The 21158-nt window shown below is 71.4% G+C and carries 10 protein-coding genes; 9 read left to right on the top strand and 1 reads right to left on the bottom strand.

Annotated elements, in window-relative coordinates; all coding sequences use genetic code 11:
- Positions 1–23 precede the first annotated feature (23 nt).
- Genes ACFYTQ_RS20370 through ACFYTQ_RS20335 form a run of 8 tightly spaced genes read left to right on the top strand, consistent with a single transcriptional unit; the run spans position 24 to position 18054 of the window.
- Positions 24–779: a thioesterase II family protein gene (locus ACFYTQ_RS20370; protein WP_387362898.1), complete on the top strand. Its 756-nt coding sequence runs from the start codon at positions 24–26 to the stop codon at positions 777–779.
- Positions 776–2089 (top strand): polyketide synthase, encoded by a 1314-nt coding sequence (locus ACFYTQ_RS20365; RefSeq protein WP_387362896.1) that lies wholly within the window; start codon positions 776–778, stop codon positions 2087–2089. Before ACFYTQ_RS20370 ends, ACFYTQ_RS20365 begins: the two co-directional genes overlap by 4 nt.
- Entirely contained in the window at positions 2082–5237 is a 3156-nt protein-coding gene (gene nbtC, locus ACFYTQ_RS20360; RefSeq protein ID WP_387362894.1) for a nocobactin polyketide synthase NbtC, read from the top strand. The genes ACFYTQ_RS20365 and nbtC overlap by 8 nt, the downstream gene beginning before the upstream one ends.
- A gap of 29 nt (positions 5238–5266) precedes the next feature.
- Positions 5267–11074, top strand: coding sequence for an amino acid adenylation domain-containing protein (locus tag ACFYTQ_RS20355; protein WP_387362892.1), 5808 nt, complete (start codon positions 5267–5269; stop codon positions 11072–11074).
- Complete coding sequence (locus tag ACFYTQ_RS20350; protein WP_387362890.1) at positions 11071–15555, top strand: amino acid adenylation domain-containing protein; 4485 nt, start codon at positions 11071–11073, stop codon at positions 15553–15555. Before ACFYTQ_RS20355 ends, ACFYTQ_RS20350 begins: the two co-directional genes overlap by 4 nt.
- Positions 15556–15569: 14 nt before the next feature.
- Positions 15570–16520 carry an ATP-binding cassette domain-containing protein gene (locus tag ACFYTQ_RS20345; protein WP_387362888.1) on the top strand — a complete coding sequence of 317 codons (951 nt, stop codon included), beginning with the start codon at positions 15570–15572 and terminating at the stop codon, positions 16518–16520.
- The gene (locus ACFYTQ_RS20340; protein ID WP_387362886.1) at positions 16517–17293 is read left to right on the top strand and encodes an ABC transporter permease; all 777 of its coding nucleotides are present in this window, start codon (positions 16517–16519) and stop codon (positions 17291–17293) included. The genes ACFYTQ_RS20345 and ACFYTQ_RS20340 overlap by 4 nt, the downstream gene beginning before the upstream one ends.
- Complete coding sequence (locus ACFYTQ_RS20335) at positions 17290–18054, top strand: ABC transporter permease (RefSeq protein ID WP_387362884.1); 765 nt, start codon at positions 17290–17292, stop codon at positions 18052–18054. Before ACFYTQ_RS20340 ends, ACFYTQ_RS20335 begins: the two co-directional genes overlap by 4 nt.
- A gap of 4 nt (positions 18055–18058) precedes the next feature.
- Here ACFYTQ_RS20335 and ACFYTQ_RS20330 read toward each other — a convergent pair whose 3' ends face one another.
- Positions 18059–18670 (bottom strand): Uma2 family endonuclease, encoded by a 612-nt coding sequence (locus ACFYTQ_RS20330; RefSeq protein WP_387362882.1) that lies wholly within the window; start codon positions 18668–18670, stop codon positions 18059–18061.
- Between the two features lie 329 nt (positions 18671–18999).
- On the opposite strand from ACFYTQ_RS20330, the gene ACFYTQ_RS20325 reads away from it, so the two are divergent.
- Complete coding sequence (locus ACFYTQ_RS20325; RefSeq protein ID WP_387362880.1) at positions 19000–21123, top strand: glycogen debranching N-terminal domain-containing protein; 2124 nt, start codon at positions 19000–19002, stop codon at positions 21121–21123.
- Positions 21124–21158 lie beyond the last annotated feature (35 nt).

Genomic DNA, 21158 nt, shown 5'->3' with positions numbered 1-21158 from the left:
CCGTATCGCAGGAGTTCTTCGTCATGCCAGCACCACTCGGCTGGGTCCGGCAGTTCCACAAGCCGGCGTCCGCCGACCTTCCGCCCCTTCTGATCTGCCCACACGCCGGGACCGGCGCCTCGGCCTACCGCACGTTCTCCAAGGCGTTCAGCGCGCACTTCGACGTCGTGATCTTCCAGTATCCCGGACGCCAGGACCGCGCCCGCGAGGCCGCGTGCGCGACGATCCCCGAGATCGCCCGGGGCGCGTTCGCCGATTTCGTTGCCTCCGACCATCATTCGGGCCGTCCGCTGACCGTCTTCGGGCACAGCATGGGCGCGATGGTCGGTTTCGAACTGGTTCGCGCCGCCGAGGCCGCCGATGTGCCGGTACGGCTGCTGGCCGCCTCCGCCGCGGTCGCCCCGGGCCGCGCCGCCGAATTGCCGCCGCATCCGACCGAGGACGAGCAAATTCTCGACCATCTCGGTTCGCTGGAGGGCACCGGTGCGGAGGTGATGGCCAGCCGGGAGGTGATGCGGATGGCGCTGCCGGTGGTCAAGGCCGACTACCGCGCCTTCGACGCCTACAGCTGCCCGCCGGATGTCACGGTGCGTGCCGCGATCCACGTGCTCGGTGGCAGCGAGGACACCTTCGTCACCCCGCGCGATCTGTACGCCTGGGACCGGCACAGCGAGCAGGACGTGGAGGTGACCCTCTTCGACGGCGGCCACTTCTACCTCGACGACAATATCGCCGGAATCGTGGAACTGCTCGCCCCCCAAACGAATTCGGTCCGATGACCGACCACGACGATCCGATCGTGGTGTCGGGCATGGCGATCGAGGCGCCGGGCGGTATCGAAACGCCCGGCCAGTTCTGGGCGGCGCTGGCCGAGGGCCGCGAACTGATCGGCCCGTTCCCGCGCGACCGCGAGTGGCCGATCGAGCGGCTGCTGACGCTGCACAAGCTCGACGGATGGAGCCGGGTCCACGACGCGGGCGGATTCCTGTACGGCGCAACGGAATTCGATCCGCAGTTCTTCGGCGTCACCCCGCGCGAGGCGATCGCGATGGATCCGCAGCAGCGCGTAGCCATGCGGGTCGCCTGGCGGGCGGTCGAGCACGCCGGGCTCAACCCGGGCGCGCTCGACGGCGCGGAGGCGGGCTGCTTCATGGGCGTATCGATCACCGAATACGGGCCGAGCAGCGCCGCGGTCACCGAACACAGCGGCTACCGCGCCACGGGCACGGCGCTGGGCGCGGTGGCGGGCCGCATCTCGCACGGCCTCGGGCTGGTCGGGCCGTCGCTCAGCGTCGATACCGCCTGCGCCTCGGCGCTCTCGGCGATTCACCTGGCCGCCACCGCGATTCGCACCGGCGAATGCGAGTGGGCGCTCGCGGGCGGCGTGTGCGTCATGGGTTCGCCCGCCGCGTTCTTCGAATTCGCCAAGAACAACGCCCTCGCCACCGACGGCCACTGCCGCGCCTACGCCGCCGACGCCACCGGCACCCTGTGGGGTGAGGGCGCGGGCGTGGTCGTGCTGGAACGGGAATCGCGGGCGCGGGATCAGGGCCGCCGGATCTACGGCCGCCTCCTGGCGACCGGTGTCAACCACAATGGCAAGGGCGCCCCGCTGGCGGTGCCGAGCGCGGGCGCGCAACAACGGCTCATCGAGAGAACCCTTGCCGCCGCGGGCATTTCGGCCGATCGGGTGGGGGTCATCGAGGGCCACGGCACCGGCACCCCGGTCGGCGATCCGCTGGAACTGACCGCGCTGAGCCGGGTGTACGGCGCGCCGGAGCGTGAGCGCGGGCCGCTGCTGGGTTCGGTGAAATCCAACGCGGGCCACGCCCAGGCCGCGTCCGGGGCGTTGGGCCTGATCAAGGTGCTGCTGGCGGGCGCGCACGGTCAGGTGCCGCCGAGCCTGTTCGCCGACAACCCGACCGACGCGGTCGACTGGGACGGCACCAGCCTGCGGTTGGCGACCGAACTGACCGCGTGGGATCCGGCCGACGGCGTGCGCTACGGCGCGGTCTCCTCGTTCGGCGTCGCGGGCACCAACGCGCACGCCGTCGTCGCCATGCCCGTCCTGAAGGAGCGGTATGTCTGAGCGGTACGGCGGATATCGCCTCCCGGACAATACGATTCCGGTGCTGGTGTCCTCGGACACCGATGCCGGACTGCGCGCCGAGGCCGCGCGGATCTCGGGCTATCTCCGCGACCACGACCGGGTGACGCCGGAACGCGTGGCGGACATGCTGTTCCGCACCCGGCTCGCGCGCCGCCGCCGCGCCTTGGCGATGGTCGAGACGCGGGCGGAACTGCTGGCCGCGCTGGACGCGATCGCGGCGGGGGAGGAGCATCCGGCCGTCGTGGCGGGAACGGCCACCGCGCGCCGCGTCGGCTTCGTCTTCCCCGGTCAGGGCAGTCAACGGCCGGGCATGGGCGCGCTGTATCACCAACTGTCCCAGGCGTATCGGGACGAGGTGGACGCGTGCGCCGCCCTGCACGAGGAGCAGTTCGGGCACCGGCAGCCGCTGGCCTATCTGCTCGGCGAGGAGGGCGGCTACGCCGACACCGTGTGGGAGGTGCAGCCCGCGCTCATGTTCCACATGGCGGGGCTGGCCAGAATGTGGCAGGCCGCGGGCGTGCGCCCGGCGGCGACGATCGGACACAGTCAGGGCGAGCTGGCCGCCGGGCACATCGCGGGCATCATGTCCCGCGCCGACGCGGTGTACGTGGTGACCCAGCGCGCGCTCAATGTCGAAAAGCTCGCTCCGCGTGGCTATTCCATGGCCGTGCTCGGCATGGATCGCGAGGACTGCGAGGCCCTGCTGGCCCGCCATCGCGGCTGGGCCGAACTGTCGGTGATCAACTCGCCGCACATCCTGGCCATTGCCGGGGATCGGGAGACGATCACCGATATCGTCGCCACGAGCGCCGCGCGCGGGCTGTTCGCCAAGGAGATCAAGGTCGCCTATCCGGCGCACACCTCCCTGGTCTACGAGGTGATGGGCTCGCTGTCCGACCAGTTGGGTCTGCGGATGGCCGGGCGCACGTTCGACCCGGGTGACATCCCCTGCTACGGCGCGGCCCTGGGCGGGCGCATCACGCCCGACCTGGACCACGAGAGTTATTGGTATCTCAACCTGCGCAATCGGGTTCGCTTCGATCGCGCGGTCGTCGCCGCGGGCGTCGACGGGGTGGACACCTTCGTCGAGGTCGCCGAGCATCCCACGCTGCAACTGGCGGTGCAGGAGAATCTGACGCTGGTCCCGCCGGATCCGGCGGCGCCGCCGCGCGATTTCCGCGTGCTGGGCACCTCGCTGCGCACGGCGACGAGCCTGCGCGAATTCACCCGGAATCTCGCCGCGGTCGCGGTGGCGGACCTCGGCTACGACTGGCGGGCACTGCGTGTCGAGGGTCCGGTGCCGCTGCCGCTGCCCGACTTTCCGCACACGGTCATGGCCGCGCGGCGGCTCTGGGCCGCCGCCGAACCGCCTGCCGCACAACCTGTTCCGGCCGCGGACCGCCCCCTGCCGCTGCGGCTGGCGGAGACCTGGACGCGACTGGAACGCCGCTCGTTGGTGCCCCCGCGCGATCTGCTCGTCGTCGACCACACCGGCACCCGCGCCGACCTCGCCGCCGCGGTGTGCGCGGCCGCCCACGACCACGGCGGTTCCGCCCGGCTGTACACCGCGCGCGCTTCGGTCACCGGCGACGCCGCTGATTCGTCCCGGCCCCGCGCCGAGGGATCCGGTGCCCTTGGCGGCGATGCCGGTTCGTCCCGGTCGCACTCGGGAGGCGGCTACGACGCCGTGGTGGTATTGCTGCCGGAGTCGCCCGAGATGGACGGCCCGGCGGCGGTCGAGGAGCTCGCCGGATTCTTCGGCGATCCCACCTGGCTGCCCGATCTCACGGGTGTGCGTGAATGCTGGCTGGTGACCACGGGCGGGGAGGCGGCCACCGACGACGATCCCGCCCCGCATCCGTTCCAGGGCGCGGTGTCGGCCGGATTCCGTTGTCTGGCAACCGAACACCTCGGCGTCTCGTTCCGGCACATCGATCTGCCCGCGGGCGCCGACCCGGATATCGCCGCGGCCCTGGTGCGCGCGCTGCACATCAAGGCGGAACCGCAGCTGGCCCTGCGCGGCGGCGGCGTGTACGCCAAGCGCCTCGATGTCGACACGACCCCGCACCCGGCGCCCGCCGCGCGGAATCTCGACCACGTCGTGATCATCGGCGGCACCGGCACTCTGGGCACGACCTTCTGCGAGCACTACGCCCGCGCGGGGGCGCGACGGATCACGCTGCTCAGCCGCTCCGGTGAGACCGAACCGGTGACCTCGCGGCTGCGCGGCATCCGCGCCGACGCCCCGGCCGCCGAGATCGTCGTCACCGCCTGCGATGTCACCGACCCGGCCGCGGTCGCGGCGGTGACCGAGCTGCCCGCGAGCCTGATCGTGCACGCCGCGGTGAACTATGTGCGGGCCGAACTGGCCGACGTCACCGCCGAGAACACCCGGGAGATGGCCGGTTCCAAGATCTACGGCACCGACGTCGTGCTGCGCGCACTGCCGCGCACCGAGGACTGCCGGGTGATCCTGTGCTCCTCGGCCGCCGCGACCTTCGGCGGGCGCGGGCAGGTGCTGTACGCGAGCGTGAACCGCATGCTCGACGTGCTGGCCCGGCGGCTGCGCGCGCAGGGTGTCGACGCGGTGGCCGTGCAGTGGGGGCTGTGGGATCTGCCCGGCCCGCTGCACGCGGTCGGGGTGGGGCCGGTGGAGGCCGCCGGGGTGGTCGCCATGGCCGCGGCGGACGCGCTGACCGTCGGCCTGACCGAGCACGCGGACCGGCCGGGAGCGGCGAACCGCCTCGTCGCCGCCGCCGACTGGTCGGATGTGCGCGCCATGATGTCGGCGCTCGGCTTCCATCCGCTGCTGGAACGCGTCCGCGCCGCCAATGACACGGAAACCGTTGCGGCCGAACCAGTTCCGGAACAGGTCGCGTCGCCGCCCGCCGACGCGCCGTTGTCCGAGCGGGTGCGCCGGGAGCTGGGCAAGGTGATCGGCGCCGACGGCCTGGACGGGCTGGACGGCACCGTGCCGCTGGTGGCGCTGGGCCTGGATTCGTTGCAGGCGTTGGACTTCCGCAAGCGGGTGCGGGCCGAGCTGAACCGGGAGCTGCCCGTGGCGGCGATCCTGGGGGGCGCGTCGCTCGACGACGTCGTCCGGCTGATGGCGACCGAGCGGGCGTGAGCATGAGAGATTCAGGGAGCGAGACCACGATGACCGACAAGTCCGTCCTCGACCGACGCCGCGAGCTGTTACGGCGGCGCCTGGCCGAAAGCGGCGTCGCCGCAGCGGATTCCGCGCCCGCGCCGGCGCGCGGCCACGTCGGCGAGCGCCTGCCGCTGTCGGCGGGGCAGCGGCGGCTGTGGTTCCTCCAAGCCCGCGACCCGCAGGACACGGCGCTCAATATCTGCGTCGCCTACCGGCTGACGGGGGCCCTGGATCCGGAACGCCTGCGCCGCGCCGTGGGAACCGTGGTCGCCCGCCACGAGATCCTGCGCACCACCTACGGCCTGGGCGAGGACGGCGAGCCGTATCAACTCGCGCACGCCGACCTCGCCCCGGGCTGGCACACCCAGGACCTGCGCGACCTGCCCGACACCAGCCGGGCGCTGCGGTTGGAGGTGCTGGCGCGCCGCGAGTTCGGCCGCCCGTTCGATCTCGCGACGGAATCCCCGCTGCGAATCCTGTTGGCGCGCACCGGTTCCGACGAGTACGCGCTGGTGCTGGTCGTACACCACATCTGCTGGGACGACGACTCGTGGGGCGTGTTCTTCCGCGACCTGAACACCGCCTACGGCGACGGTGAACTGCCCACTGCGCGTGCGCAATTCGCCGACGTGGACGACATCACCGGCACCGAGGAGGATCTCGACTACTGGCGGCACACGCTGCGGCCGCTGCCGGAACCGCTGGAACTGCCCGGCCGCACGGCCGCGACGGCCGACAAGACCGCCGACCACCATCTGCGCCCGCTGCCCGCCGACCTGGTGGAACGGGTCGAGGAATTCGCGCGCGAGCGGTCGGCGACCCCGTTCATGGTGCTGCTCGCCGCCTGGGAGGCGGTGATCCACCGCTACACCGGCGCCACCGACTTCCTGGTGTCGGTGCCGATCACCGTGCGCCGCACCGCGATCGCGGCCGACGCCATCGGCTACTTCGGCAACACCCTGTTGGTGCGCGCCACCCCGCTGCCCGCCGACAGCTTCGCCGCGCTGGTAGACCGCGTGCGGGAGACCGCGCTGGGCGCGTTCGCCCACGACGGCGTCGGCGTCGATCGCGTGGTGCGGGCGGCGAATCCGGCCCGGCACGACGGCCGCGACGGCCTCGAACAGCTGGTCCGGCTCGGCTTCGGTGTTCGCAAATCCGCCGACGGGTTCGCGCTGCCCGGCGTCGAATCGACACCGCTGGCGCTGCGCAGCCCGGTCGCGCAGGTGCCGCTGGGACTGACCGTCGCCCTGGAAACCGCCGGGGCGCATCTGGATATCGAATACCGCACCGGCGCGCTCGACGCCGACCTGGTCGAACAGCTCGCCGACCACTATGTGCGACTGCTGGACAGCGCGCTGGCACGACCGGATCGCCGCCTCGGCGACATCGATATGCTCGGCGCGCAGGGCCGCGCCCGGGTACTCGCGCTGTCGCACGGGGAGCGGGTGCCGTCCACCCCGACGACCATGGTCGCGCTGTTCGAGGGGCGGGTCGCCGCGCATCCGGACGCCGTCGCGGTCGTGGCACCCGACACCGATCTGGAGCTGACCTACCGCGCGCTCGACGAACGCGCGAATCGGTTGGCGCACCGGCTGATCCGCGCGGGCGTCGGCGCCGAGGACATCGTCGGGCTGCGGCTGTCGAACTCCGTGGAGTTCGTGGTGGCGGTGCTGGCGGTGCTCAAGTCCGGCGGCGCGTATCTGCCGATCGACCCCGCCTACCCGGCCGACCGCATCGACCACCTGATCGCCGACGCGCAACCGCGGCTGGTGCTCGGGCGCGCCGAACTGGCCGCGGCCGAGGAGTCCGCCGCCGCGCTGCCCGCGCACGCCCCCACCGACGCGGACCGGTCGCGCCCGCTGCGGCCGGGGAATCTGGCCTATGTCATCTACACCTCCGGTTCCACGGGCACGCCCAAGGGTGTGCCGGTGGCGCACCACGCGATCGCCGAACATCTGGAGGGTTTCGCGGCGCAGTGGGGGATGACCGCGGCGGACCGGCTGCTGCAATCGTCGTCGGTGAGTTTCGACGCGTCGCTGCTGGACATCTTCGTCACCTTCACCGTGGGCGCGCGGCTGGTCGTGCCCAAACCCGATGCGTTCCGCGACATTCCGTACGTCGCCGACGTGATCACCCGGTGCGGGGTGACCGTGCTGCACATGGTGCCGTCCATGCTGAGCACGTTCCTGCTGCTGCCGGAGGTCGATCAGTGGCGCGCGCTGCGGCACGTGCCGGTCGGCGGCGAGGCGCTGCCCGGCGAGATCGCCGACAAGTTCGCGGGCGTGTTCGACGCCGAGTTGCGCAACCACTACGGACCCACCGAGGCCGTGGTGTGCGCGACCCACATGACCGTGACCGGACCGCAGGGCACCCGGATCGTGCCGATCGGCGTGCCCAACCGCAATGTGTCCGCCTACCTGCTGGATCGGGTGCTGCAACCGGTGCCCGACGGTGTGGTCGGCGAGATCTACCTGGGCGGCGCGCAACTCGCGCGCGGGTATCTCGGACGGCCGGGTCCGACCGCGGAACGGTTCGTCGCCGACCCCTTCGCGGGACCCGACGACATCGGTGCCCGCCTGTATCGGACCGGTGACCTCGCGCGGCGCAACGCGGCCGGGGAGATCGAATTCGTCGGGCGCGCCGACGAACAGGTCAAGGTGCGGGGCTACCGCATCGAACCGGGCGAGGTCGAGGCCGCGATAGCCGCGTACCCCGGTGTGGGGCACTGCGTGGTGGTCGCGGTGCGCGACGACGCGGTGGGCGCGATGCTGGCCGCGTACGTCGTGCCCGAGGCCGGGCGGGGCGTGGACCTCGAGCGGGTGCGCGCGCACGCCGCTGCGACACTGCCCGAGTACATGGTGCCGTCGGCGTTCGCCGTCATCGACGAGATCCCGCTCACCGTGCACGGCAAGCTCGACCGCCGGGCCCTGCCGGAACCGGAGCGCACGGTCGCCCACCGGTACCGGGAACCGGCCACCGCCACGGAGATCCGGCTCGCGCGGCTGTTCGGCGAACTCTTCGGCCGCGACCGGATCGGCGCGGACGACTCGTTCTTCGAACTGGGCGGTCACTCGCTGCTGGCGACCCGGCTCATCGTGCTCATCGCCGCCGAGTTCGGGGTACGGCTGGATGTGCGCGCGCCGTTCGACACCCCGACCGTCGCGGGACTGGCCGCGCTCATCGAGGCGGCCCCGGCCACCGCCGCCGCGACCCCGCCCGCGCTCACCAGACGCGAACGGCCGCAACGTATTCCGTTGACGCACGCGCAGCTGGCCCTGTGGTTCCTGCGCAAGATGGAGGGGCCCTCGCCGGTCGGCAACATCCCCTTCGCGGTGCGGATCGACGGAGCCCTGGACGTGCCCGCGCTGAGCGCCGCGCTCGGGGATGTGGTGGGCCGCCACGAGGCGTTGCGCACGGTGTTCCCCGAGCACGACGGGCTGCCGTATCAATCGATCCGACCCGCCGGGCCGTTCGAGGTGCCGGTCACCGCGATCGCGGCGGCGGACCTGCGCGACACGCTCGCCGCCGAGGCGCGGCACTGCTTCGCCGTGGAGTCCGAACTCCTCGTCCGGGCACGAATCCTGGTGCTGGACAACAGCTCCCACGTGCTGTCGCTGCTCGTGCACCATCTGGTGGCCGATCACTGGTCGTTCCGCACCCTCCTCGGCGATCTGGGCCGGGCGTACGCCGCGCGCCTTCGGGGGGAGCGGCCGGACTGGGAGCCGCTGCCCGTCGACTACGCGGATTACGCGCTCTGGCAACGCGATTCGCTCGACGCCGACGCGGCGTCGCTGGAGTACTGGCGGGCCCGCCTCGCCGGGGCGCCCGAGGAGATCACCGTGGCCCCGGACCGGCCGCGTCCGGCGGTGCTCGGCAAGAACGGGCATGTCGCGCCGTTCCGGGTGCCCGCCGCGCTGCGCGCCCGGTTGCGGGCGGTCGCCGAGGCGGCCGGGGCGTCGGAGTTCATGCTGTATCAGGCCGCCGTGGTCACGCTGCTGCACAAACTCGGTGCGGGCGTGGACATTCCGCTCGGCACACCGGTCGCCAACCGGACCGATCCGACCGCCGCGGAGCTGGTGGGTCTGCTCGCGAACATGGTCGTGCTGCGCACCGATCTGTCCGGCGATCCGACGGTGCGCACGGTGCTGGAACGGGTGCGCGCGGTCGCGCTGGACGCCTACAACCATCAGCACGTGCCCATCGAACGCGTGGTGGAGGCGCTGAACCCGCCGCGCACGAGGTCCCGGAACCCGGTGTTCCAGGCGATGACCCACTTCCGCGAGGAGGATTGGACCGCGAGCGATATCCGCTGGGGCGACGCGTCGGTGCGGGTGCTGCCGCTGGATTTCGACGTGTCGCTGCTGGACCTGTCGATCAACTTCTTCGCCGAGGGCGATGCGGGGCTGGCCGCCAGCGTCATCGTCAACGCCGACCTCTACGACGCCGCCTCCGCGGAGACGTTCGCGCGCCGCATGATTCGCGTGCTGGAGGCGTTCGCCAAGGACTCGGACGCGCCGCTGACCGAACTGGACGTGCTGAGCCCGGCGGAGCGGGCCCGGCTCACCGGCGAATGGGCCACCGGTGTCGAACCCGCCGATGTGCTGCCGATGGCGCGGCTGCTGCGGCGGGGCGCCGAGGTGCCGCCCGAACGGATCGCCATCCGGCACGGCGGCGACTCGCTCACCTACGGCGAGGTGTTCGACGGTGTGGACCCGGCCTCGACGGAGCCCGGCGCGGCGGGCCTGAAGGCGATCGTGCGGGGATTCGAGCGCGCCTGCTCGGCCGGTGAGAAGCTCTGCTGGACAGGTGAAGACGTGCGTTTCGACGAGGCGGCGCTGGTGGCGGCGGTCGCGGATCGCCGGGCAGTGGCGGGCGAACGGCGCACCACCCGCCCGGCCCCCGACGTCCGGCTCATCGCCGCCCCGTGGGGCGTCCCGGAGCTGACCGTCGAACTGCTTGCCGCCTTGGCCGACGGCGCGACCCTCGTCGTGGCCGCCGAGGCCGAGCGGGAGGATCCGACGGCCCTGGTCGAGCTGATCCGCGCCCACGCCGTCACCCATGTCGTGGCCGATCCGGCGACGCTGGCCCGCGTTGTGCAGACCGGGGTGTCCATGCTCCCGTCGGTGCTGCGCTGGGACGTTCCCGCGACGAGCTGGCCCGCGTCGCTGCCGGATCTGCTGCCCGCCCTGGCCCCGGACTCGCTGGCCACCTTCGCCTATCACACCCCCGGCTACGCGGGCCCGGTCGCGCGCGGTCCCCTCGATCTCACCGCCCGGGCCCGTCCGGTGCCCGGGGCGCGCATCCTGATCCTCGACGAGCACGGAAATCCGGTGCCGCCGGGCGTCTTCGGCGACATCCATATCGGCGGCGCCGGGCTGGCGACCGGGCGGGACCTCCATCGCACCGGCGACCGGGCCCGCTGGACCGCCGACGGGAGGCTGTCGTTCCCCGGTGACGAATCCGCTCCCGCGCCGCGTCGCGAATCCACGGCGGCGGGCGGCGATACCGAACAGCGGCTCATCGCCCTGCTCGAGGAGCTGCTCGAGATCGAGGGCGTCACCGCGGCGGACAACTTCTTCGCCCTGGGCGGGGACAGCGTCATCTCCATCCAATGGTCGGCGCGCGCGGCCGAACTGGGGCTGCCCTTGTCGCCGCAGCTGGTGTTCGAGCATCTGACTATCGCCGAACTCGCCGCGGCGGTCGACGCGGCCGCGACGGCGGGAGAACCGGAACCCGTTGCGGTGGAGAATCTTTCGGGTCTCGATGATGACGCGCTCGCGGCGCTGGGCGCGGCCTGGAAGGCGTCGCGATGACCGCGCCCGAGATCGAGGACGTGCTCGCCCTCAGTCCCCTCCAGGAGGGTCTGTTCTCGCTGGCCCGGTTGGCCGCCGACGGGGTGGACCTGTACTCCATGCAGTTCGTCATCGATATCGGCGGCCCGGTCGACACCGCGCGGCTGCGCCGCAGCGCCGAGGCGATCCTGCGTCGGCATCCGAATCTGCGGGCGTCGTTCTGGGATCGCGATCTGCCCAAACCGGTGCAGATCATTCCCACCGTCGCGGATCTGCCCTGGACCGAGATCGACACGCGCCCCGACGATTTCGACGCCCTCGCCGAGGCGGACCGGCGGCGCAACTTCGATCTGGGTCAGGGCCCCGCCCTGCGCGTCACCCTGGTCACGCTGCCCGACGGCCGCCGCCGCATGATCCTCACCGCGCATCACATCCTGATGGACGGCTGGGCGGTCGCGGTGTTCTTCCGGGAACTGATCGCCGTCTACGAGGCCGGGGGCAGCGCCGGTGCCCTTCCCGCACCCCGTCCGTACCGCGACTACATCGCCTGGCTCGCCGCCCGCGACACCGCCGCGGCCGAACGCGCCTGGCGGGACTACCTGCGACCGGTGTCGGGTCCGCTCCTGCTGGCCGACGCGAATGCCGAAGTGGGCGGGGCGATTCCGCGCCGCACCCGAACGAGTTTGTCCGCCGCCGACACCGATCGGCTCGTGCGCTGGGCACGCGGCCACGGCCTCACCATGAGCACCGTCGTCCAATTCGCTTGGGCTGTGGTGCTTTCGCGCCTGTCGGGCCGTCCGGACGTGGTCTTCGGGACGACGATCTCGGGTCGCCCGGATTCGCTGCCCGGCGTCGAATCCATGATCGGGCTGTTCATCAATACCGTGCCCGCCCGGCTGGTGCTCGACCCCGCCGAATCGGTGGTCGAGCAGTGCCGTCGCGCGCAGCGCGAGCAGGCCGCCATGCGCGACGCCGGATATCTGAGCCTGTCCACGATTCAGCGCGCGGTCGGGCGGGGCGCGCTGTTCGACGTGCTGTTCGTATTCGAGAACGCGCCGATCGGGGCGGCCACCGATCCGGTCGTGGCCGCCGACGGGACGCGGTTCCTGCCCGTCGCCATGGAAAGCCTGGTGCACTATCCGCTGTCGGTGGTGTCGCATCTGCACGACGGGGTGCTGGTGGTCATGCTGGAGGCCGTCGAACACGCGCTGCCGCACCTCGGCGTGCCCGAGATCGGCGAACGCGTGCTCGCGGTGCTGCGGCAGCTGCCCGACCACGGTGCACACTCCCCGGCCGCGCTCGAGGTGCTGCTGCCCGGCGAGCGAGAAGCGTTGCGCGCCAAGGACCATGCGCCGGTGCGCGCGGCCGGTGTGGCGGAGCTGTTCCTGCGGCAGGTCGCGGAGCGGCCCGACGCGGTCGCGCTGTCGACGGCCGCCGAGCGATACACCTACCGGGAGCTGGGCGCGGCGTCCGGCAGGCTCGCGGCCGAACTGATCGACCGCGGTGTGGGTCCGGAAACGACGGTGGCCCTTGCCCTTCCGCGATCGGCGCGGTCCATCGTGACCATTCTGGCGGTGCTGCGGGCGGGCGGCGCGTACGTGCCCGTCGACCTCGCCGCACCGGCCGCACGCATCGAATCGATTGTGCGGCAGGCGGATCCCTTGCTGGTCGTCACCGATCGGGAACACGCCGCGCTGTTTCCCGGTGCGCTGGTACTCGACGATCCGGAGACCGAACGCCGCATCGCGGAGCGGCCCGAGGCCCAGGCGCGGCCGGTGTCGCCGCTCGCTCGGGCGTACCTCATCTTCACCTCCGGGTCGACGGGCGAACCCAAGGGTGTCATCGGCACCCACGCCGCGCTGCTCAGCTATTTCACCGATCACCGCGACCGCGTCTACCGGCCCGCCGAGCGGCGGCTCGGGCGCAAACTGCGCATCGCGCACGCCTGGTCGCTGAGCTTCGACGCGTCCTGGCAGCCGCTGGTCGGACTGCTCGACGGCCATGCGCTGCATCTGTTCGACGAGTCCGAGATGCGCGACGCGCAGGGCATCGTGGACGGGATCGGGCGGCACCGCGTCGACATGATCGACACCTCGCCGTCGATGTTCACCCAGCTCTCGGCCGCCGGACTCGTCGACGGCGACCATCTGACCGTGCTCGCCCTGGGCGGCGAGGCGATCGGCCCGGCCGTGTGGGAGCGGCTGCGGTCGCTGCCGGACACCGCGGTGTTCAACTGCTACGGACCCACCGAGACCACCGTCGAGGCCGTGGTCGCGACCGTGAACACCGGTGCGGGACAGAGTGATTCGTCGCCGACGCCGGTGATCGGGCGGCCCACCGACCGGATGTCGGGGTATGTGCTCGACGGTCTGCTGCGGCCGGTGCCGCACGGGGTGGTGGGTGAGCTGTACCTGTCCGGGGAGCAGGTCACCCGCGGGTATGTGGGTAAACCCGCGCTGACCGCGGACCGGTTCGTCGCCGATCCGTTCCGGCCGGGGGAGCGCATGTATCGCACCGGGGATCTGGTGCGGCGGGTGCGGACCGGGGAGCTGGCGTATCTCGGGCGCGCGGACGATCAGGTCAAGATCCGCGGCTACCGGATCGAGCTGGGGGATATCGAATCCGCGCTGCTGCGGCTGCCCGGAGTGCGTGAGGCCGCGGTGGTGGTCGTACCGCGCGAGAGCGGGCCCGCGCTGGTGGGATTCGTGGTCGCCGAGTCCGGTGCCGACGGGTGGGCGCTGCGCGGTGCGCTGGCCGAGCGGTTGCCGGGGTATATGGTGCCCGCGCGGCTGGTGCTGATGTCGGCGCTGCCGTTGACGCCGAACGGGAAACTGGACGTCCGGGAGCTGGTCGGTATCGGGACGCGGCAGTTGAGTGCGGGCGGCGGGGGCACCGCGCCGCGCACCGCCACCGAACGCGCGCTGTGCGAGGCGTTCTCGGCGGCGCTGGGGCGGACGCTCGGCATCGATGACGACTTCCTCGATCTGGGTATCGACAGCATCGTGGCCATCGCGCTGGTCAACAAGGCGCGCCACGCCGGATTGTCGATCAGCCCCGCCATGGTGCTGGCGACGCCGACCGTGCGGGATCTTGTCGCCGCGGTGGACGCCCGTGCGGCGCAGACTGTTTCGTCCCGGCCCGCCGACTACGGCGAGGTGCCGGTCACCCCGATCATGTCGTGGCTCTACGAATTCGGCGGCTTCCGGCGGCTGGCGCTGTCCACCCTCGTCGCGCTACCCGCCGGAATCGACCGGGGCGCATTGGAATCGGTGCTGCAAGCGGTCGTCGACGGGCACGACATGCTGCGGGCGGAGCTGCGCGATACGGCGAACGGGTCGCGGCTCGTCACGCGTGCGCCGGGCTGTGTGCACGCCGGGGACATCCTCGCCGAGGTACGGGTCGAGGGCGAGTTGGGTCCGGTGCTGGCGGCGGCGTCGCGTGCCGCCATCGACGCGCTGGATCCCCACGCGGGCAGCATGATTCGGGCGGTGCGGTTCGTGCGCGAGTCCGGGGATGTGCTGTTGTTGTCGGTGCATCACCTGGCGGTGGATCCGGTGTCGTGGCAGATCATCATCGGCGATCTCGCACAGGCGTGGAACCGGTCGACCTCCGGCGGGCCGCCCCTCGCCGTGCCACCCGAGCCCACCACCTACCGGCACTGGGCCGAACGGCTCACCGCGCGCGCACGACAGCCCGAAGTCATTGCGCAGCAAGCGTTCTGGGCGGAACAGGTCGCGCGGCCGGATCCGCCGATCGGGCACCGCGCGCCCGACCCCCGCCGCGACACCTGGGCCTCCTATCGCATCACCCCGGTGATCGTGCCCGGCGAGCTCACGCGTGACCTGCTGGCCCACACCGGCCTGCCCGAACTGCTGCTGGCCGCCCTCTGCGCGACGCTGTCGACCTGGCAGTCCGGTCACGGTCGCGACACCACGGCGGGCACGCTCGTCGCGCTCGAGGGCCACGGCCGCGAGGATCACCTCCTCGGCACCGACACCGCCCGCACCGTCGGCTGGTTCACCACCGTTTACCCGCTGCGGCTCGCCGCCGGGCTGGAACCGGACGTCGCCACCCTGGAGACCGATCCGGACGCCGCCCGGCAACTGCTGAAAACCGTTGCGGCGCAGACGGAGGCGGTGCCGAACAAGGGCTTCGACTACGGTCTGCTGCGCTACGGGGGCGTAGTCGAACCGGTGGCCGAACCGCAGGTCATGTTCGACTACCTCGGCCGCCTCGACCTGGGCGCCGACCCCGACGGCCCCTGGTCGCCGATCTCGGATCTCGCACTGCACCAGCACCTTCCGATCGCCCCCGAACCGGATCTCCCGCTGCGCTACGCGCTCGACGTCATCGCGGGCGTGCAGCCGGGACCGGACGGGCCGCGGGTGGTCACGCTGTGGCGGTGGAGCGCCGAGCTGTTCGACCCCGCCGATATCGAGCGGCTCATCGAAATCTGGCAGCGCGCCGTCGCCGCGCTGACCGACGCGCGGTACGCACAGTGAGGACGGAGGATCAGGTGTCGCAAGCCACGGATTCGGCGATCGTCGTCGAATCGGTCGAGAAATCGTTCGGACAGGTCCAGGCGTTGCGCGGGATCAGCTTCACCGTCCCGGCGGGCAGCGTGCTCGGCGTGCTCGGGCCCAACGGCGCCGGGAAGACCACGACCGTGTCGGTGCTGTCCACGCTCATCCGGCCCGACGCCGGACGCGCCACCGTCGCGGGTTACGACGTTGTCGCCCAAGCGGATCGGGTGCGGGCGTCGATCATGCTCACCGGCCAGTACGCCGCGCTCGACGAGGTGCTGACCGGGCGGGAGAACCTCGTCCTGTTCGGGCGGCTCATGGGTTTGCGGCCGAAACAGGCCAAGCGGCGCGCGGCCGAACTGCTCGACCAGTTCGAACTCACCGACGCCGCCGACCGCCGGGTCGGCCAGTACTCCGGCGGTATGCGCCGCCGCATCGATATCGCCTGCGGGCTGGTGCGCCTGCCGAAGGTGGTGTTCCTCGACGAACCGACGACCGGCCTCGACCCGGTCAGCCGCCAGCGGTTGTGGGCGCTGATCCGCGACCTCAAACGGCAGGGGGTGACGATCCTGCTCACCACCCAGTACCTCGAGGAGGCCGACGCGCTCAGCGACAACATCATCGTGGTCGACCGGGGCACCGTCATCGCCGAGGGCACCGCCGACCAGCTCAAGGCGCGGTCGGGGGCGAGCTACTGCGAGGTGGTTCCGGTCGACGCGGGCGATGTCGCCAAGATCGTGTCCGTGCTCGCGGAGCTCGGCGAGCCGACCGTGGCCGCATCCGCCGACCGCGTGTCGCTGCCCGCGCCCGACGGCGCGGCCACCCTGGCCGAGGTGCTGCGCCGGGTCACCGAGGCCGAGGTGGAGCTGATCGATATCGCGCTGCGCCGCCCCTCGCTCGACGAGGTGTTCATCGAGTTGACCCGTCCGGCGGTGGGGGCATGAGCACGGAAACCCTTGCCGAGCACCGGGTTCCGGCCGGGCTGCAATGGCGGGCGTTGAGCGGGCGCACGATTCGCGCGGCGGTGCGGGAGGGGGATCTGCCGTTCGGGTTCGTCGCGCCGATGATCTTCTTCGTGTGTTTCTTCGTGCCGCTGCGACATTCGATGGAACTGGGTGGCGGCCGGTACGCGCAATATCTGCTCCCGGTGATCGTGGTGCAGGGCATGTTCTTCACCGCCATGTCGGCGGGGGACCGGGCCGCGCGCGACACGTTCAGCGGAATGGGAACCCGGCTGCGGTCCATGCCGGTGCGGGCGTGGCTGCCGCTGGCGGCGCGGATGTCGGCGAATCTGGTGCGGGCCGTCGCGGCGGTCGCCGGGGCGCTGGCGATCGGCGGCGCGTTCGGGTTCCGTTTCCACGACGTGGCCGGGGCGTTCGCGTTCGTCGGATTGGCGCTGGCCTTCGGGGTGGCGCTGGTGATCGGGGCCGACGCGCTCGGGGTGGCGACCGGTAAGCCGGAGGTCGGGGCGTCGGCGCTGCTGGCCCCGCAGCTGTTGCTGATCATGATGTCGACGGGATTCGTTCCGGCGCAGGCGTTTCCGGGGTGGATTCAGCCGTTCGTGCGCAATCAGCCCGTCTCCCGGACCGCGGCGGCGCTGCGGGAGCTGGCGGACGGGAAATTCACCGCGGCGCTGGGCATTTCGCTGGCCTGGATCGCCGGGATGATCGTGGCGTTCACCGCGGTGTCGGTACTGGTGGAAAGGCGGCGCTCGTGAGGACCCTGGTGGATCAGAGCCTGGTCGAGGCCGGGCGGTTGATGCGGCGCTGGCCGCGCGAACAGGAGGTCATCACCTCCACGCTGGTGCTGCCGGTGCTGCTGCTGTTGATGTATCAGCTGGTGTTGAACCGGGCGCTGACCGCGTCGTCGGGGACCGACGCCATCTACGGTTTCGTCCCCATGATCGCGGTCACGGGCGCGATGTACGGCGCGATGGGCACCGGCCTGTCGCTGCACGCGGAGGTGGAAAGCGGTCTGCTGCGGCGCTTCTGGGTGCTGCCGGTGCACCGCGGCGCGGGCCTCATCGGCCGCCTGATCGCCGAATGCGGCCGCACCCTCGTCGCCACCGCCCTGGTCGTCGTCCTCGGCGTCGCCCTGGGCCTGCGCTTCCACGCGGGCTGGCTCGGCCTGCTCGGCGCCCTGCTCGTCCCCGTCGTCCTGATTCCCGGCTTCGCCACCATGGTCATCACCGTCGGCGTCGGCAAGGCCGGCGCCAAGGTAGTCCAACTCTTCGCCGCCGTAACCCTGCTCGGCATGTTCTTCAACTCCGGCTTCGTCCCCGTCGACAACTACCCCGGCTGGCTCCAGCCGATAGTCCGCGCCCAACCCATGAGCTGCGCCATCGAAACCATGCGCAACTTCACCCTCGGCGGCCCGGTATTACTGCCGTTCCTGCAAACCCTGGCCTGGTCGGCGGCCTTGGCCGTGGCGTTCGGCACCCTGGCGATCCGCGGCTACCGCAGGGCGGCTCAGGGCTGATGCCTCAGGACTCGTGGCGCCCCAAGGCGTAGAGCGTGCTGGGCGTGACGCTGATCTCGAACGGATCGCCCACCACCAGCAGCTCGTCGCCGGTGATCATCCGCGTCGAAACGTATTCTCCGCGTTGGAGTTCGAGCACCTCGATGCGCGGTGCCGGACGGAAGTCGACGATCCAGTAGTGCGGTATCCCGGCCTGCGCGTACTCGATCCGCTTGATCCGGCGGTCGTGGATCTCACTGCCGCTGCGGCGGGAGACGACCTCTGCGACGAGAAGCAGGTCGGCGGGGTCCAGATAGACCTCGTCGTCGGCGAGCCCGGCCTCCTCGGCCCCGGCATGCAGCACGAAGACGTCCGGTTTCCGAATCCCTGTGGGGAAGGCGAACTCGTATTCCCCGCCGTCGACCAGAACGTCGGCGTTCGCGCGTTTCGCGGCGTCGATGAAGAGGCGGCGCAGGCCCCGGCCGATCCGGTTGTGCCGCAGCGAGGGTGACATCTTCTCGATCAGCCATCCGTTCCACAACTCGAAGCCCTTCCCCTCCTCGGGGCCGTTGTGGAGGTCTTCCGGCGTGTACGGGCCGATGCCGAACAGAGAATCATTGTCGAGTGCGGTGCTCACGACCTCTCCCCGTTCCTTCGATCGGCGCGACTGATCCATTGCGGCAAGCATAGGCTCCCCGCGGCCGCGACGGCCATCGTCCCAGGGTTGCCCCCCACACGTGTTGTTCGACGTCGGAGGCCCTTCGGATGGGTCGGCTCGCCGGAATCGACCACCGAAAGGCCGGTTCGGGGTGGGGAACGGCCCTTCAAACCGCAAACAACGCGCTACGCTTTGTTGCCGGGCCGGTTCACCTTTGCGAGCGTGGATCACGACGAACCGTACCGATGGGGCGAAATTCTGTTGTGCGAAGCCGAAAACCGTTGTCCCCCTAGGAGAGGAGACACTGCGTGAACGGAGCGCCCGCCGCGTTCAACGCCGCTGAGCCGTCGACCGTGGGCGGTCCCGGTGGCGCGGTCACTCTGGTGGAGGGGAGCACCTTCTGCCTGTCGAACCGCATGGGAGACGTCGAACCGCAAACAGCGCACGGGCTGTTCTATCGCGACGCCCGCGTGGTCTCGCGCTGGGAACTACGGGTGGACGGGCAGCGGCCCGAGCCGTTGTCGGTGCTGAGCCCCGAGGCCTTCACCGCGCGTTTCATCCTGCGGCGGCCGCCGCGCGCGGGCGCGGCCGACAGCACGCTGCTGGTGGTGCGCGAACGCCTGGTCGCCGACGGACTGCGGGAGAAGATCACGCTGGAGAACCTCGGCCGCGAACCCACGGCCGTCTCGCTGGAACTGCTCGCCGACGCGGACTTCGTCGACCTGTTCGCGGTCAAGGAGGGCCGGGCGGGCAACGGCCGCGCCGAGGTGCTGGTCACCGACAGCGAACTGCTGCTCAACGACCGTTCCGACCGGGCCCGCGGCCTGGCCGTCTCGTCGTCGGAGGCGCCCCTGATCATGCCGGGTTCGCTGGCGTGGCGGGTGGTGGTGCCGGCCGGGGGCAGCTGGCAGACCGAGGTCCTCGCGCAGCCGACGATGGCCAATCAACGCGTGCAGCCCACGCTGCCGCCCGGCGAACACTTCGAGGTGAGCGAACCGAGCCGCAAGATCGAGGCGTGGCGCGACACCGCCACCAAGCTCACCAGCGGCGATCCGCTGCTGACCGCCGTCCTGCAACGCACCGAGAGCGATCTGGGCGCGTTGCGGATCCACGACTCCGAACGCGAGGGCCGCACCTTCGTCGCCGCCGGAGCCCCCTGGTTCATGACGCTGTTCGGCCGCGACAGCCTGCTCACCGCCTGGATGGCCCTGCCGCTGGACGTGAGCCTGGCACTGGGAACGATGCAGCAACTCGCGGAAACCCAAGGGCAGCGGGTGGATCCGCTGACCGAGGAGGAGCCCGGCCGCATCATGCACGAGATCCGGCGCGGACCGGCCAGCGGTCTCGCGCTCGGCGGGGAGACGTACTACGGAACCGTCGACGCCTCACCGCTTTTCGTCATGCTGCTGGCCGAAACCAGGCGCTGGGGCGCGCCCTCGGACGCGGTCGCGGCCCTGCTCCCGGCCGCCGACGCGGCGCTGGACTGGATGTCGCACTTCGGCGACCGCGACGGCGACGGCTTCATCGAATACCAGCGCGCCACCGACCGCGGCCTGATCAACCAGGGCTGGAAGGACAGCTTCGACGGCATCAACGATATCGCCGGGCACATCGCGGAGTCGCCGATCGCGCTGTGCGAGGTGCAGGGCTACCAGTACGCCGCCCTGCTGGCGCGCGCGGAACTGGCCGACGAGTTCGGTGAGGTCATCGTCGCCGCCCGCCTGCGCGACCGCGCCTCGGCGTTGCGCACCAAATTCGTCGAGGCGTTCTGGATGCCCGAAAAGGGTTGGTACGCCGTAGCTCTCGATCGCGGGAAACGCCGCGTGGACGCGCTCACCAGCAATGTGGGGCACTGCCTGTGGTCGGGCATCGTGCCCGACGAACACGCCGCGCAGCTGGTCGAGCGCATGTCCACCGCCGAGATGGACTCCGGATTCGGTTTGCGCACACTGGCTTCCGGCATGGGCGCGTTCAATCCCATGAGCTACCACAATGGTTCGGTGTGGCCGCACGACACCGCCATCGCGGTCGCGGGCCTGCTGCGCTACCGCCACATCCCCGGCGCGGTCGACCTGGCCACCCGCTTGGCCGACGGCCTCCTCGACGCCGCCGCGGCCTTCGGCGGCCGCCTGCCCGAATTGTTCTGCGGTTTCCCGAGATCCAGGTTCTCCGCACCCGTCCCGTACCCCACCTCCTGCTCCCCCCAGGCCTGGGCCAGCGCCGCCCCCCTACTCCTGGTCCGCTCGTTCCTCGGCCTGGACCCCGACGTCCCCCGCCGCTCCCTGACCGTGCTCCCCCACCTGCCGTCGCGGTGGGGCCGAGTGGAACTCACGGATCTGCGGCTGGGGGGATCGATGATCGATCTGGCGGTGGACGGTCAGCGGGTGGTCGCGTCGAACCTGCCGGAGGATTGGCGGTTGATCACGCATTGAGCGGGTCCGGACCTGCGGCTGGGTAAGCTTTCCGA

The sequence above is a fragment of the Nocardia sp. NPDC004068 genome, assembly GCF_042874315.1.
Classification (GTDB): Bacteria; Actinomycetota; Actinomycetes; order Mycobacteriales; family Mycobacteriaceae; genus Nocardia.
Note: the sequence above shows the minus strand (reverse complement) of the source record. Positions and strands in the feature narration are given on the sequence as shown.